Annotated in this window: 14 protein-coding genes and 2 pseudogenes; 1 reads left to right on the forward strand and 15 read right to left on the reverse strand. The window is 50.2% G+C overall.

What is annotated here, in order from left to right; genetic code table 11:
* Positions 1-69 precede the first annotated feature (69 nt).
* Positions 70-1,305 (forward strand): MATE family efflux transporter, encoded by a 1,236-nt coding sequence (locus tag DWZ16_RS01615; protein WP_243021881.1) that lies wholly within the window; start codon positions 70-72, stop codon positions 1,303-1,305.
* Between the two features lie 646 nt (positions 1,306-1,951).
* Here DWZ16_RS01615 and DWZ16_RS01625 read toward each other — a convergent pair.
* The 15 genes and pseudogenes from DWZ16_RS01625 to DWZ16_RS01690 all read right to left on the reverse strand — a co-directional run bounded on the left by DWZ16_RS01625 (position 1,952) and on the right by DWZ16_RS01690 (position 15,687).
* Positions 1,952-2,158, reverse strand: a complete 207-nt coding sequence (locus DWZ16_RS01625) for a hypothetical protein (protein WP_107000704.1) — start codon at positions 2,156-2,158, stop codon at positions 1,952-1,954.
* A gap of 435 nt (positions 2,159-2,593) precedes the next feature.
* A complete protein-coding gene (locus DWZ16_RS01630) occupies positions 2,594-2,872 on the reverse strand; it encodes a helix-turn-helix domain-containing protein (protein ID WP_107000705.1) in 279 nt (92 codons plus the stop codon).
* Positions 2,873-2,889: 17 nt separating this feature from the next.
* Positions 2,890-4,020 (reverse strand): type II toxin-antitoxin system HipA family toxin, encoded by a 1,131-nt coding sequence (locus DWZ16_RS01635; RefSeq protein WP_118522180.1) that lies wholly within the window; start codon positions 4,018-4,020, stop codon positions 2,890-2,892.
* A 362-nt stretch (positions 4,021-4,382) separates the two neighbouring features.
* Positions 4,383-5,519, reverse strand: coding sequence for an alginate O-acetyltransferase AlgX-related protein (locus tag DWZ16_RS01640; protein WP_181357195.1), 1,137 nt, complete (start codon positions 5,517-5,519; stop codon positions 4,383-4,385).
* 116 nt (positions 5,520-5,635) lie between these two features.
* Entirely contained in the window at positions 5,636-7,042 is a 1,407-nt protein-coding gene (locus DWZ16_RS01645; RefSeq protein WP_118522181.1) for an MBOAT family O-acyltransferase, read from the reverse strand.
* Positions 7,043-7,179: 137 nt separating this feature from the next.
* Positions 7,180-7,995 (reverse strand): ABC transporter permease, encoded by an 816-nt coding sequence (locus DWZ16_RS01650; RefSeq protein ID WP_117796856.1) that lies wholly within the window; start codon positions 7,993-7,995, stop codon positions 7,180-7,182.
* 18 nt (positions 7,996-8,013) lie between these two features.
* Complete coding sequence (rfbC, locus tag DWZ16_RS01655; RefSeq protein ID WP_022360048.1) at positions 8,014-8,568, reverse strand: dTDP-4-dehydrorhamnose 3,5-epimerase; 555 nt, start codon at positions 8,566-8,568, stop codon at positions 8,014-8,016.
* A gap of 90 nt (positions 8,569-8,658) precedes the next feature.
* Positions 8,659-9,042 carry a DUF2304 domain-containing protein gene (locus DWZ16_RS01660; protein ID WP_022360047.1) on the reverse strand — a complete coding sequence of 128 codons (384 nt, stop codon included), beginning with the start codon at positions 9,040-9,042 and terminating at the stop codon, positions 8,659-8,661.
* Between the two features lie 4 nt (positions 9,043-9,046).
* Positions 9,047-9,783: pseudogene (locus DWZ16_RS01665) on the reverse strand (glycosyltransferase family 2 protein).
* A pseudogene (locus DWZ16_RS01670) lies at positions 9,773-10,722 on the reverse strand (glycosyltransferase). Before DWZ16_RS01670 ends, DWZ16_RS01665 begins: the two co-directional pseudogenes overlap by 11 nt.
* Positions 10,719-11,567: a glycosyltransferase family A protein gene (locus tag DWZ16_RS01675; protein ID WP_118522182.1), complete on the reverse strand. Its 849-nt coding sequence runs from the start codon at positions 11,565-11,567 to the stop codon at positions 10,719-10,721. The pseudogene DWZ16_RS01670 and the gene DWZ16_RS01675 overlap by 4 nt, the downstream one beginning before the upstream one ends.
* Before the next feature lie 117 nt (positions 11,568-11,684).
* Entirely contained in the window at positions 11,685-12,602 is a 918-nt protein-coding gene (locus DWZ16_RS15750; protein WP_243021882.1) for a DUF2142 domain-containing protein, read from the reverse strand.
* On the reverse strand, positions 12,542-13,654 hold the full coding sequence (locus tag DWZ16_RS15755; RefSeq protein ID WP_243021883.1) for a hypothetical protein: 1,113 nt from the start codon (positions 13,652-13,654) through the stop codon (positions 12,542-12,544). The genes DWZ16_RS15750 and DWZ16_RS15755 overlap by 61 nt, the downstream gene beginning before the upstream one ends.
* A gap of 225 nt (positions 13,655-13,879) precedes the next feature.
* Entirely contained in the window at positions 13,880-14,599 is a 720-nt protein-coding gene (locus DWZ16_RS01685) for an NTP transferase domain-containing protein (RefSeq protein ID WP_118469213.1), read from the reverse strand.
* Positions 14,596-15,687, reverse strand: a complete 1,092-nt coding sequence (locus tag DWZ16_RS01690) for a pyridoxal-phosphate-dependent aminotransferase family protein (protein WP_118522183.1) — start codon at positions 15,685-15,687, stop codon at positions 14,596-14,598. The genes DWZ16_RS01685 and DWZ16_RS01690 overlap by 4 nt, the downstream gene beginning before the upstream one ends.
* Positions 15,688-15,870 lie beyond the last annotated feature (183 nt).

Genomic DNA, 15,870 nt, shown 5'->3' on the forward strand with positions numbered 1-15,870 from the left:
GTATTTATTCTCATTCTTCGGTACAATGGTCGTTACCGTTTATGAGAATACATACAAGGGAGATTTTTTATGTTACAGAAATTTTTTAAATACATTTTCCAAAGCATGGCGGGCATGCTGGGAATTTCCGTCTACATCCTCGCAGACACCTATTTTATCTCGGTCTACTCCGGTGCAGATGGTCTGGCGGTTTTAAACCTGATTTTACCAGTTTACGGGCTGATCTATGCGATTGGAGCAATGATCGGGATCGGATCGGCGACCCGTTATGCCATCGACCGTGCGCAGGGCAAAAACGCCAGCTTCTATTTTCTCTCCGCCGTAACCTGGGATATTCTCATCAGCATTCCGCTGGTGCTGGCAGGCATCTTCATCCCGGATAAAATCTTGCAGCTTCTCGGCGCAGACGCAGGGCTGACCGCGCTCGGAAAGCAGTATCTCCGCATTATTCTGGCTGCCTCGCCGTTTTTTATGTCCAACTACGCATTCACGGCGTTTGCACGCAATGACAGCGCTCCGGCGATCGCGATGCTCGGCTCCATCGCCGGAAGTATGTTCAACATCGTGTTTGACTACATCTTCATGTTTCCGGCAGGTCTGGGACTGACCGGCGCGGCGTTAGCGACTGCATTCTGCCCGCTTGTGACGATGAGCATCTGCAGCACGCACTACCTGGGAAAACACAATCAGGTCGGATTCCGTTTTCGCGCTCCATCCCTGCGCCACCTGATCGCCTGCTGCCAGCTCGGCGTATCCGCCTTTGTCGGCGAAATATCCTCCGCCGTGATCGCGATCGTCTTTAATTTCCTGCTTCTGGGGCTCGCCGGAAATGTCGGTGTCGCCGCTTACGGCGTCACTGCCAATCTCTCCGTCGTTGCCATGTGCCTGTTCAACGGACTCGCGCAGGGCACGCAGCCGCTCATCAGCGAAAGCTACGGAAAAGGCGATCACACGCAGAGCCGCCAGTTCCTGACCTGGGGCGTCATCGCCTGCCTGATCGTGGAAGCGCTCATTCTGGTGCTGACCTGGAGCATGACCGATCCACTGATCCAGATCTTCAATCAAGAGCAGAACGCCGAACTTCTGCATTACGCCTACAGCGGACTCCGGCTGTATTTCCTGGGCTTTCTCTTTGCTGGCATCAACATCCTGCTGGTTGCCTATTTTTCCGCCGTCGCGCAGCCAAAACCAGCCATCGCCGGTTCTCTGCTGCGCGGGGCCGTCGCTATCATCCCCTGCGCTGTCACACTGGCGCGCCTGTTTGGGCTGAACGGTGTCTGGCTGTCTTTCCTGGCGTCGGAATGATCACTTTCTTCGCTATTTTGCTGCTGGCAAGGTTGGAACATACTTCCAAAGAATCACATAATTTTAAAAAAAATTAATTTTTTTCAAAAAATATTTGATATTTTATACCATGCGTAGTATATTGACGAAAAATCGAACACACCAAAACCGTTGAAGCGGAGATCAAAGCAGCATATGCGCGCACAGAGAGTCCGGGAGGCTGAGAACCGGGTCGAGATGCAGGCTGCCAAATGGACCGCTGAGGGCGCAGCCAAAAGCTGGATATATTTTCAGCCTAGTACTCTGCGACGTAGGGCATACGTTAGTTGCCGGAGATATGCAGGTATCTCGCAAAGCGCATGGAATCACTCCATGAATCAAGGTGTCACCGGCGTCCGGAGTGAGATCCCGACCGATATCGCGCGATGGTAAATCTGATAAAAGAAGAAAGCGATATCCCGTGTGCCGTATGTGGCAGAATACGTGAAATCCATGAAAAATGCGATTCGGTAAAAAAAGAAAACCGTCTGTAAAAGAATCTTTCATTCTTTCTCAGACGGTTTTCTTTTTCTGGCTTCAGAAGCCTTGTTCTGTCGTAAATGCTTTAGGTTGGTGGTAACTCATCCAATTCTGCCGGATGGTTATAAGCTTGCGAGCAGATTATCCATTACATTTCGCACAGAAACTCTTTTTCTACTTCTGCCTCAGACTCGGTATAACCTAACTGTGCAGCTAAACGATGTACCAGTACCGGCATTGCTTCCTGCTCTAAGGACTCGGAAACTACATGCTTTTCTGCTGGTGTGTTGTAATATGCCTGATATAAATTCTCCTGATATAAACCGTTATTGAATGTTCTTGTTGCTTTCATCATGATAATTACCTCCATCAAATAAAATTATATTTTTTCATATGATAGGCGGAAATCCATTGCAATATTCTTATGATACTATTACGATATCCGTCTGTGAAAATCTCTTGTTTCTTTCGATGGCAATAATATAACACTGTCAAACAAAAAGTACCATCCCCGGAAGTGTATAAACTTATAAGTCATTTGCAATTATATAAACATAAGTTAATATATGTAATAAGTACCAATTTTGACACCCTGACTATGTACAAAAGTTACAAAAACAGCCATACTTGAAATATAAACAAAAACGTCCGGCGGCGATTTGCGGATTTGTGCACCCCGCCTAAAAAAGAATGTACCTTGGCTTATTCGGGCGTCTCGCGCGGTCGCCTGCGAACGGTTCTGGCAGGGCTACGCGGATGGGTGCTGCCTACACAATGCGTGAACGGTGGCTTAACGGGATTCGCGGATTACCTCCTCAATATTTTTGTACGGAACCCGCGTAAAAAGCCCCCGCAGCTCTTCCGCCAAATCCAGTGCCATCGCGATTTTTGTGAGTGACAAAAGGGAAATCTGCCCCGTCGCCTCAAATCGCTTAATTGAGCCATAACTCACCCCACTCATGTCCGCCAGTCTCTGCTGTGAAATAGCGCGGCGTTTCCGGATGTTACGCAGCCGTGATGCCAGTTTCTGATCCAGTTCATCTGCAGTTTCCCAGATAAGTGCTTCCATATTGCTCTCCTGCCTCTCTAAAGATAATGACCTAACATGTCCTGCACACATGTACGAATCTGTTTTATCATTTCCATGCATCTCGTTTTTTTCATTCCGGCTGCAAGCCCAACTGCAAGCAGCTCCTTCTCACCCGGATTTCGTCCATTTCCATCTACGCTGGTCGTATGTTCCCCATAATATGTGTTGCTGTACGTCAGATCATACGCTGGTCCCAGGCGCCATTGCTCTTCCTCCTCCCGATATATATAAGTAAAATTCTTTGAATGATCATCCCGGTTGTGGGCAAACACATTAAAACACATACGGCGGAACATGTTTTCTATATCTTCTGCCTTCCCGTTCGTCAATATTTTCGTTAATTTCATCAATTGATGGTAATCCAGACTTGGCTGTTCAAAATCCAGTTCTAATAACGCCGCTGCCGTCAGCATATGAACCCGCTTTACCATCCCATTTTCTATTTCCCGATCAAATCGTCTGGTTCCAAAATATCCTTTGCATCGCCTTGAGGGAAACAATCTCGATTCACTCATGACAATTCCGCACTGTTTTGCACAGCACGCATAGTCATACTCCATCTTCCCTGCATCTTTTCCATCTATATGTGCCGGAAATTTAATCAGCCAGTCCTCTCCCTGAATCTGCGTCATAATTTTCGGGCGCGCACCTCCGCTTGTACCGCCCAGCCGGTACAGTTCATCCAATTTGTCCGAGTATTCGGTATTTAATATTTTCTGGCAGGCCTCCGCAAGTTCGTCCAGATTATCATTTTTCTCCTCAACCGAAAGTTCCCGCTGCGGACGATAGGTCAACGCCCCCATCCCAGATCTTCCCACAACCGCCAGCCGGTCTAACACTGTCCAATCGTCTGGCTGCTGCTTATGCGCCAGCAAAAGACGCCGCAAAAGCAGGCGCCCCCACGCATCTGGCAGGCTATCCGCAAACACCCCAAACAAACCTTCAAAATAATCCTTATTTGGAATAAACACCTGCTTTTTCAAAGGCAGTGAAAACGGACTGATCGAAAATCCCTCTTCCAGCCATGCATCATCATACTCAAATGCCACCTTGTGATTCACTGTTAATGCAAGAGTTCCTACCAGTCTGTCTTCATACATAACCTGAAGTTTCTTTCCTGTCTCCATCCGCCCTATCCTTTCTCCTTTATTATCCCATAAACACAAACTTTAGGGAAATTCTATTTTAATTTTTTCCATTTAAATCATGGATAATATATTATCCATTAATGCTATTTTTTATTTGTTTTGTATAATATATTATCCATTTATTTTAATCTATCCACCCTGATTTTCAAGCCTTCTACCTCGCTTTTCAAAATTTCCCTCTTTACATCCTCTTCCATTTTTTTATAATAACCCTCGCGCAACAAAATATGGAATCAAGAGGCATAAAAAAAGAATCACCCGAACTAGCACTTTACGAGTGATTCTTTTTATTTAGTTTTAAAAAAACTTTGCATCCCCCTTCCGCCCGGACATCCGGCACCTTACCCGTCCTTCTCCGGCACCTCATCCCGCCAGACAACCGTCTCCACATCCTCAAACAGCTCCTGGTTGCGCTCGACCGTCAGATAGACAAAATCATCCGGCTGGTATTCATCCAGAAGCGCCTCCGTGTATGTGTCAAAGGTCGCAAACACCGTTTTCCGGTATAGCTTCGGCATAAAATATTTAAGGTTCTGGCTAAAGGAATCGCCTACCACCAGAAGTGTTTTATCATTCGGCGAATCCGACTCAAATACTGCAAAGCTGTTGTCCTCGTTCATATCCACCGTCGTAGCCGTCACCTCCGGCAGATAATTCTGAATCACATATTCGGTATCGTCGCTGTACTCTGCTGCCATGTTAAGCATCCGCGCCAGGTCTCCGGACGCCGGTCCTGCCGCCTCAATCGAGACTGCACTGAGCGGTGTAGAGGTTCCAAGCAAAGTCTGTGCAATCTGCTGGCTTCCGATAAAAGAGCCGATCTGGTTCCAGTGCGTATCATATTTGTAATAAAGCTGATACGTGTCCGCCTCTTTCAGAAGCTCCGGCTTCATGTCATACACCGGAAGTCCCTGCGCCGCAAGCTCCGGGAGCGCCGCATCCAGACGCGACTCACTTCCGTATACCCGGACCGAATCCGGCATATATTCCGCATAGACACTTTCCTTGTTGGGTGCCTCAAACATCACAAACCGGATGCCGCGCTCTTTCATTTTCTCGTTTACCGAGGTAATCGCGTCCGCCAGCGCTGTTTTCTCATCCGCCGTATAGAGATTTGTCCGCTGATAATCCGCCAGCGCATCCTCGCCGTCCTCCGAAACGGTGTAAAACAGCCAGTTTTCTTTTCCGACCGTCACATCCGAAATCGAGCTTTCATTTAAAAGCTCCAGATCCAGCTTTGTCTTCGCCTTGACAAACAGATTTTTAAACGGAACATGGTCGTTGTAATACGCTTCAAATTCCGTCGGAATATTGTCAAAATTGGCAGCCGACAGTTCCGGAAAGGATGCCAATTCCCTGTTTTCATAATTCTGCTGGTCCAGATGGCTCCTGACCGCCGGATAGACAAGCGTCGGCAGCACCAGGCTCGCCGCAAAGGAACCAATCAGAAGTATTTTTGTCCCTGTCTCTCGATTCATATCTCTCGTTTTCTTCTCCCTGCATGAATCCATCTTTCTGTACTTTCACGCCCTGCCGCCCATGCTTTCATTTTTATGTTCTCATCGCACAGACAAACATACTTTCTACAGCGCTTTTAAAAACGGAAATAAATAAATGGATTATATGTATTGTTGACAAGCAGCAAAATGGAAAACCACAGGATCGCCATGTAGCCGATCCAGCTTGTGACCGTCACCGAGCCATCCTGCGCCAGCACGCGCCCTTTCCATTTCATCCAGAACCACTGTACCGGACCGCATGCCAGCAGCGCCGCCGCCAGAAACATCCAGAGTTTCCGGTTCATGTAGCGTTCCATCAAAACGACTGCGCTGTGCGGCACAAACATATACCGGATAAAGGAAAATGCCTGCCCGATCGTGTCCGCGCGGAAGAAAATCCAGCCGATCAGCACGACAAACACCGCATAGATATGCGCCAACGGCCGGAATTTCTCCTGCTTCAGCCATTTTCCCAGAAAACAGCGCTCCAGCACGTTGAAAAAGCCATGGTAAATGCCCCAGAAAATGAACGTCCAGCCCGCTCCGTGCCAGATGCCGGTCAGCAGAAAGACCGTCCAAAGGTTGACATACGTCCGCGCCGTGCCCCTCCTGTTTCCGCCGAGCGGAATGTACACGTACTCTTTAAACCAGCTGGAGAGGGAAATATGCCATTTCCGCCAGAAATCCTGGATCGAAGTCGCTGTGTACGGCAGCCGGAAGTTTTCAATAAATGTAAAGCCAAACATTTTTCCAAGCCCAATCGCCATGTCCGAATAGCCAGAAAAATCGAAATAAATCTGCAGCATATAGAGAAGCGCCGTCAGCCAGAGCATCGCCTGGCTCACATCCGCCGCCTGATACGCGTAGACCGCGTCCACCACCTCGGCAAAGGTATTTGCCAGGATTACCTTCTTTCCCAGACCGAAAATAAAGCGTTTCACGCCGTAAGAAAAGCCCTCCAGCGTGACGGTCCGGTTTTCGATCTGCTCCTCGATGTCATGGTATTTCACGATGGGTCCCGCTATGAGCTGCGGGAAGAAGGAAATATAAAGCATCATGTTGAGCGGATTTTTCTGTGCCTGATTTTCGCCCCGGTACACATCCACCACGTAGGAAAGCGCCTGGAAGGTATAGAAGGAAATTCCGATCGGCAGCGTCACCTGAATCGCCGGAAGCGCTATATCAAACCCGCGAAGCAGCGGATTCAGCACCTCGGCGAGGAAATTGTAATATTTAAAATAGCCGAGGATCAGAAGATTGAGCGTCACGCAGAGCGCCAAAAGCCATCTCTTTTTCCCGAATTTCTCCACCAGACGCCCGAAACCGTAGTTGAGCAAAACCGAAGAAATCATGAGCACCACATACCGCGGTTCGCCCCAGGCATAGAAAAAGAGGCTGAATACGGTCAGGATGCAGTTTTTGAACGGTTTGGGGCTCACGTAGTAGAGGAGCAGGATGCAGGGGAGAAGAACCCATAGGAAGATGATTGAGCTGAAAACCATTTTATGTAAACTCCTATTGATAAGTTGTCGCAGAAGGGAGCTGCCGGAGGCGGCACTGGCAGCTTCTCAGATTATCGTTGTTCGCATCTCGATAATCTAATAGCCATCAACACCATCTACAGCAGCTCCCTTCCCTTCTACAGTACGTCTGAGAAATGGGGACGAAGTTTTTTGAATACCTTCAGTCCTATTATCATCAAAATAAATGTTACCACCCAGAAATAAATCGTCATCGTCGGCCGCTCGAAGAACCAGCTTCCCGTAAGCATGCTGTCGCGGTAGCCTGCGGCGATGTAGTAGAATGGGTTAAGCTTGAATACCCACTCCAGCCAGGATGCGCGGCTGGTAAAGATTGCCTCGTCGTACATGATCGGGGTCAGCCACATGCCGAACTGGAGGCAGATGCCGACGATCTGCGCCATATCTTTAAAGAATACCTGCACGGCGCTGGTAAAATAGGTAAACGCCAGTCCAAGCATCGACGCCGCAAAGGAATAGTATAACACCTGAATCCAGGTTGCAGACGGCATACGCCCGTCAATCAGGTACAGCCCCGCCATAATGATCAGGAAGCAGGCATGTACCAGGAAACAGGAGATAAGCTTGATAACCGGAAGCATCTCCACCTGGAATACTACCTTTTTAACCAGATAATGGTACTCCTGCAGGCAGTTTGTGCCCGTATTTAAAATCTCGCTGAAATAAAACCACGGGATGATACCCGGCGTCAGCCAGATGACATAGGTCGCCCCCGGAACCGGCGGCGCATTTTTCATGCCATGTTCACCGAAGATGAACGCATAGATCGCGATCGTAACCATCGGCTGGATAAACATCCAGACAATTCCAAAGTACGAGCCGACAAAGCGCTTGCGGAAATCCGCCTTGGCAAGCTCGGTGACCAATTTTCTTTTTCCTATCAGTTCCCGAAACAGGGAAATCAGTTCCCGCATTCTATCCTAACTCCATTCTTAAAATTTGAATGCATCCCGGAAGCCGCCCCATTTCTGGTCTTTCTCCGAAATAATCAACTCCATGCCTTCCTCGATCGGCCACTCAACGCCAATCTCCGGATCGTTCCATGCCATACCGCCCTCATCGCCAGGATGATAAAAATCGGTACATTTGTATGCAAATTCTGCCTCATCGGACAGTACCAGGAAGCCGTGTGCAAATCCTTCCGGAATGTAGAACTGCTTCTTGTTCTCCGCGGAAAGAACCACGCCAAACCATTTTCCGTAGGTCTCAGAACCGGTACGAAGGTCTACCGCCACATCAAATACGGTACCGCGCACTGCACGCACCAGCTTGCCCTGCGGATACTGTTTCTGGTAATGAAGTCCGCGCAGAACGCCCTTGACAGACATGGACTGGTTGTCCTGTACAAATACCATGTCGAGTCCCGCCTCATGGAAATCGTTCTGATTGTATGTCTCCATAAAATAACCGCGCTCGTCCTTGAAAACAGTCGGTTCAATTACATAAAGTCCCTTGATGTCACATGGTGTTACTTTAATCTTTCCCATTTTTCTATCTCCTTCTTATGCAGGTATTTCAATTCATTTTTCAATACGTAACTGGCATCATCCTTTTCGGCTGTGCCATCTTTAACTATATCATTCGTTTTTCTGGCTGACAACCTTTTTTACAGATGTTTGTGCCTCTTTCCCCCGCTCATTTTCATCCAGCGCAATCTTCTGCGCCAGATCCTTGATCTTCGTCTCCAGCTGCGACTGTTTGATCGACATATGGAACATTTTCACAATCAGGAGGAAAATAACCGCCAGATAGATAAAATTGGCAGTCGTGTACGTTCCCGCCAGCTCCGCCAAAAGATCCGGCAGCCCCGGAAAGATACTGAACACAATGAGAATGGACGAGAATCCCAGCCAGAAAATCGAATCCTCGATCTGGAGTTTTGACTGCCGGATCTTCCGCATAATCATAAAGGTTGTCAGGATCGACACGACGATCAGGACAACTCTGAGTGTTGGCGTCATGGCGCTACCTCCTCTTTCTGAAATTCTGGATTAACAGAATCGAAATCAGCATTTTAAGCATATACCGCATCGCATTGACCGGTGTCAGGTAACTGACTCCCAGAATCCGTTCATCCATGATGACCGGCACCTCCGCCACCCGCGCGCCCTGGCGGATCAGGTAGGAAACGGTGTCCGGCTCCGGACCGTAGTTAAGCCCCGATGCAAATTCGCGGATCATGCGCTTGCTGAACATCCGCATTCCCGAGGTCGGATCCTTGATATTGACACCCGTTGTGAAGCGGATCGCCATCTCGATCAGATTACTTCCAAGCATCCGCATCGTAAATGGCTTTTTCTCCCCGACAAACCGGGAACCGATGACGATATCGTAACCTTCTTCCATTTTCTTGATCATGGATTCCAGATACTCCGGACGGTGCTGTCCGTCTCCATCGAGCTGGACCGCATATTGATATCCGTACTTGTCGGCATATTTAAGTCCCGCCTGAAATGCCCCCGCCAGTCCCAGATTGACCGGAAGGTTCAACAGATTATATCCATTTCTCTGGCAGATCGCCGCCGTCTCATCGCGCGATCCGTCATTGACGACCACATAATCATACTGCGGAAAATTAGCAGTCAGATGGTTCACAACCCGCTCTATATTTTCGCTTCGTTGTACGCCGGTATGACTATTAAAAGTTCGGCTTTTTCCGCCCCAGAAGCTTCTTCTGTGGACAATAACGCCTTATCTTCCATCGCCCGCTTCTCCTTCCCAGTATGCCGGATTCATCGTCAGGCTTCGAATCAGCCCCTCCGGCAGCTTTTTATAATGCTTTCCCAGCCAGTACCCGGCATATTTACTTCCGCTCGCCATCACAAGCTGCGGCAGAAGAAGCACATGACCATTTTCCACCAGCCATTTTGCTGTTTTCTTTACCAGACGGATTCCCTCGCCCTCCGAATGAAGTCGCCCAAACACCTCGGGGTGATCCGCCTGCGATACGCCGAGGTCGAAATTCCGGTGCAGCTGCTGCATCGCCGTATAATTGTGGGAATGGATGACCTGCGCGTCCGCCGCGTAGGCAATCTGATACCCGGCTTCCACCGCGTGTCCGGCAAAAATCATATCCTCGTTGAAAATGGTTTTCTTCGTAAATCCGCCAAGCTTCAGGTAAATATCCCGCCGGTATGCCGCGCAGACATTGGAACAAAAATACGTCTTGATTCCCAGCTCGTCCTCGTCCTCTTTCCCTTTCAGACGCTCACCGCCGGATAATTAAAGTCCCTCGTATACCGTTCAATCACACCGCAGTCCGCCGCCGGAAGCTGTCTCGCATATGCTGCCGCCACACGTTCCGAAGCATCCAGCGCCTCCAGAAGCTCTTTCACCAGATTCCGGTCATACGGCACGCAGTCGTGCGTCATGCAGATGCAGACATCCGCATCTGATTTCAAAATTCCCTCATGGCGCGTCCTTCCATGGTCAAATTCCGACTGGCGGATATGGCACACGGTCAGCTTCGTATCTTCCCCCTCAAATAAGGACTCAAACCGCTCAGCATCCCAGTACTTTTCTTCCGTATTCATGATGATCACACGGTCCACCGGCACACTCTGTTCCAACAGCCGCCGCAGAAGTTTTTCCAGCTTATCCCCCGGTTTGAACGTAGGTATAATCACATCGGCTTTTCTCATTTTTCGTACTCCTTATAGGCTTTTCTGTAAAAATGCATCAGAATCTTTACCATCCAGTCCGGCCACATTTTCCGGAACATCGCCATCTCATCCGCCGGGCGCCGGTTGTCCTCGATGCAGGCTTTCGTCGTCGCCGCCGCATGGACGCGGTAGGCAATCAGCGGTTTTTCCGAACAGATAAAACGCCCTTTTTTGCCCGCCAGCTCGTAAAGGTTGTCCCAGTCCAGCGCAAAATCATACTCCGAATGGAACATATCGTCCCCAATCTGTTCTTTATTGTACGTGCAGGACGGACAGCAGATCGAATTGCCAAACCAGACACTGCTCCACTTGATCCAGGTGCGGTCCGCCAGAAAATGGAAACGCAGCGGCAGGCGCAGTATCTTTTTTACCAGCCAGACCATGTTAAATGACTCCGGAATGGCTTTCATTTCCCCCTCTTTCTCCGTCATGCGGATCGTGAGATAATCGCTCGCAAACAGCAGCAGATCCGGATATTTCTTCCATGCTTTTAAAAGCTTTTCGGCATAATCGCTGCGGTATCGGTCGTCCTGATGCGCGATCGTGACGAAACGCCCCTGCGCTTTTCCATAGGCAAACATCCAGTCCTCACGGATATTGCTCGCCCCGTCCCGCACATAGAGCGGCACCTGATACCGCGCTGTCAGCTCCCGGATATAGCTGCTCGGCGTCGAGGTACAGCAGATCACCTCCGATTTGACCGTCTGGCTCGTCACCGAACGCAGACATTCTTCCAGATACGGCGAATCCTTGTATGCACAGACCGCAAATGTATGAATGATTTCCTGCTGCATCTCGTTTCCCTTTCTCTCTCGCTCTTTCATGCCGCACTTCTGCCTTCTCGTTTTTCAAGAGCGGTACCTGCTTGAATTTATTTTTACCAGACTTATGATCGATTTTAACGTTTCAAACATCTTTTCCTGCTTCTGGCTTGCTTATGCTTATCGGCAGAACTTCATCCAGATATCCAGATAAACCGTTGCCGCCAGAATCAGCGCCGCCGCCCCTAACACCAGCGCATGATAGTTTTTATTCTCCATCCGCACCATCACCCGCTCCGGGTTTAATCCCAGCCAGACAAGCGGCAGAAATGGCAGATAATAGCGCCCCTGTACGCCGTCGATATAGGTATTACCCGGTCTGGTAAATGCGATGTACATCGAAGTCCAGACCAGCACCGCCGTTCCCACGCAGAGTATAAATATCCACAGCTTCTGTTTTTTTGACAGACGTTTTCCACAGGATGACTGCCCGGCTGTGAGGATAACGGCCGCCGAACCAGCATACAGCGCCCACGGAAATGACATCGTTCCCGTGTGTCCCAGAAGCCCCAGGGAATTTTCGCCCAGCACATAGGACGGAAGCGTCCGGAACAGGTTGCACATCAGCACCCATGCATAGGCAAGCGGCTGTCCCAGAATGTATGCCATCTGCCCTTTCTCGCTGGTGTTGTCGCCTCTCGTATCCCCGATATCGCGCGGCGCGATCAGAACCGGCAGGATGAAGGATAGCATCATCAGACCGCAGATCACGATAAATCCGCCCTTCATCAGGTACATTTCCCGTTTAGAACGGAACTTTTCTGCCGGAATCATCAGTCCCAGCAGAATGAGCGGCGCATATACCGCCTTGACGCGGCAGCCCCAGACAAAGGTAAGCACGATGAGCGCATACGCTTTCCAGTCCATTTTCCGCCCGCCAAGCGCCGCTTCCAGAATGCCCGCAAAAGACAGCCACAAAAACGCTGTGACGGTCGGGTCATAGGAATATGCCCCCGCCAGCATCATCGGCTCAGGCATCAGCGCCAGAAATGCCAGGATTGCCTTGCCGACCGGTGTTTTTTTGATGGCAAAATACAAAACTGCCGCATAGACATAGAGATTTCCCAGCCGCCCCAGCTATACAGGATTCCAAATGGGATATGAAGCAGCCCACCCGCTTTCAGCACCAGCGCCGAGCCCACATATCCGGTCATCGTCGTTTTGTTGAGATCCGTACTCCAGAGATGTTCACCGTGCCGGTAACCCGCATTCTGATTCAGATACGAAGTGAGCGCCGCCTGCTCGTCCCGACTCTCCGGCTGATTGTACGGCCAGGTATCTGCGCCCGCCGTAAACTCCTGTATAAGCGCCGGTTCCGCCTGCACCGGCGTCCGGTAATTTGCCATCCAGAACGCCTGCGCGAAATGCACTTCCTCATCCCAGCTCACCTTATTTGCCGGGAGCGACAGTGAAAATATTGTTCCAAACGTCAGGGAGATCAGCAGAAATCCAACCTCGATGCGCTTTGCCACGAAATCCCGGAAACAGAGAAGTGCGATCAAAACCGCCGCCGCACACCAGAACAGTCCCAGCCGGTACCAGTTGATACCTGCCCGCGCCACCGTCGCAAATCCGGTCAGTGCAAGCGGCATCCCGCCAAAATTCATGTAGGAAAGCCCTTCTTCGTCTAGATCCTCCCGCGTGATCAGAAGATCCACGTAGTCCAGCTTTCCATTCACCGGAATCGAAGAAAATTTCAGCACCCGGCAGTTGCGGTCCATGACCATCTTTGCGTCGTGCTCCCGCTGCTCGCCGTAGATGTTGCGGTAACCGAGGCGGACGGTGGCATTTAACAGACCATCGTAATCATAGTGGTAGAGAAACTGGCTGACATAGCTGCCGTCCAGCGGAATGTGGAGATAACCGCTTGCATCCGAAAGCTGCAGCACCTCTGTTTTTTCTGTCTCTAACCGCTCAAATCCACTCGCCTGCACCTCGTCCAGAGCAAGCGTCCGCGTCGCCTGCCGCGTCCATCCACTTGCCCGAAGCGCCGGGAGATTGCAGACAAACTCGCCCAGAACGCCCATCACAAGGACTGCCACAAGCGCCAGAAGCAGCCGGAGCACATCTTTTTTCTCTATTCGATTCATAAAATGCCTGTTAAACTGCATCTGTACTTCTCCCTTATTTCTCTTCCTGCTTTGAATCGGCAAAATCCACTGCAATTCCGTCATTATACAGCACTTTCAGTTTCAAAAATCTGTCCGTAAGCAACAAGCAAATCCATCATAATCCATCACGTTCGAAACAATTCAATTCACTTCATCCGTTCCAAGCGCCACAAAGTCTCGCCTGTTCCACGCTTCAAATCAAATCTAGCGCACTATCTTCTCCACACCTCTATGTTCCAGGATGCGCTCATAATCCTCAATATAATCAACCTCCGCCCAGAAATGCCCGCTGACGTCCTCGACATAGACCGGCTGCTGCCCGGTCATGCTGTAAACAACATTTTCCCACCAGACGCCGTGCTCCTGGCGGTCGATCATCTCCTCCATCCGGCAGATAAATTCCGGCATAAATGCCGCTGAAAACCGTCCGATTCCGATGTACTCGCCCGTCACATCATCCCCGGTCAGCTCTTTTCCATATTTTTTCAAAATTCCATCTTCATAGAAGAACTTATAATCCGCTGTCTCCCGGCGGCTCTCGTCCGCAAACATCACCGGGCTCCTGCCCTGCGCGAGGATCCGGTCAAGCAATTTTTCCTCCAGATATACGTCGCCGTTCATGATCAGCAGATCGTCCCCCATCAAGAACTCCTTCGCAAACCATGCAGACGCAATGCTGTTTGTCACATCGTAAAACGGGTTGTAAAAAAAGGATACTCCCTTATCTGCCAAAACCTCGCGGATCACCTGCGCCTCATAGCCCAGCACGATACCGATGTCCTGGATACCGCGGGAATGAAGCAGGTCGATCGTGTACTCGATCAGGCACTGTCCGCCGCCGATATCCACCGTACATTTTGGTTTTCCCGACAGATAACGTGAGATCCGGGTTCCCCGTCCCGCTGCCAGAATCAATACTTTCACAGAAGCCCCCTCCTTTGCATATCTTTCCACGCCGCAATCAGGCTGTCATTGTCTTCCGGCGTCAATGCGCCGATATGACCGACGCGGAACACCGTGTCGGCAAGCGCGCCGCCGTTCGGACAGATCCAGATGCCGTATTCATCCTTCAAAATCTCAAAAATCCGATGCGCCGAGACCGGTTTTCCATCTTTATCCACACCCGTCGGGTGAAGCGGCGTCAATGCAGCCGAGAGAGAATTGGAAACAATCTCAAACGGCAGATCTTTAATTTTGCTTCGGAAATCTTCCGCCTGACAGCGGATCCGCGCCTGTTCTGTCGCAAGCCCTTTTTCCTCGATCATTGTCAGCCGTTTATGAAGCTGTAAAAGCACTCCGACCGCTGGTGTAAACGGTGTCTGCCCCCGCTCGCCATTTTTCAGATAGTCGCGCAGATCAAAATACATCGAACGGACCGCCGTCTCCTGCACTCTCGCGATCGCACGCGCCCCCAGCACCAGAATCGAGAGTCCCGGCGGAAGTGCCAGTGCTTTCTGCGAGCCGGTCAGCACCAGATCAACTCCCCATCTTTCCATCCTAAATGGATCGGCAAGAAACGAGCTGACCGCGTCAACCGCCAGAATCAGCTGGTTTCGTCTGCAAAAGTCAGAAATCAGCTCCATATCATAGAGAACGCCCGTGGAAGTCTCATGGACATTGACTAAAAATCCGGTAAATTCTTTTCCCTCATACGGCGCCAGGTCTTCTGCCCGAAGCGCCCGTCCGCTCTCCAGCCGGATCTCCTCGTGAGGAACTTCATGGATATCACAAATTTTCGCAAACCGCGCGCCAAAACTGCCGCCGTTTACGACCAGCACGCGGTCGCGCTCTGTAAAAAGGTTCATGACTGCCGCTTCCATCGCCGCCGTGCCCGAACCTGTCAGAAAAACCGCCCGTGCATCCTCAGGCGCCCCGGTGAACTGCTTCATCAGGCGCTCATTTTCCTTCATAATTGCAGAAAATTCCGGCGTGCGGAAATATGGTACTTCTTCCGCCCCGATCGCCCGGATTTCCTCGTCCATCTGAACCGGTCCTACCGCAAAATTAATCATACATTTCCTCCAAATCTATCTAATGTACTCTCGAAATCTTTCTGTGCTCGATTTTGTGAGATGATTTTTTGTCAGTTGTGCCCAAATTTCTGAGGCGTACGCGGTGCGTACGTTGATGAAATTCGGGTGCGGCTGGCGGAAAATCAGCCACAAAAGCAAGTGCAGAAAGACTCCGAGAGTACA

Origin of the sequence: Clostridium sp. AF29-8BH (genome assembly GCF_003478145.1) — a bacterium.
Classification (GTDB): Bacteria; Bacillota; Clostridia; order Lachnospirales; family Lachnospiraceae; genus Otoolea; species Otoolea fessa.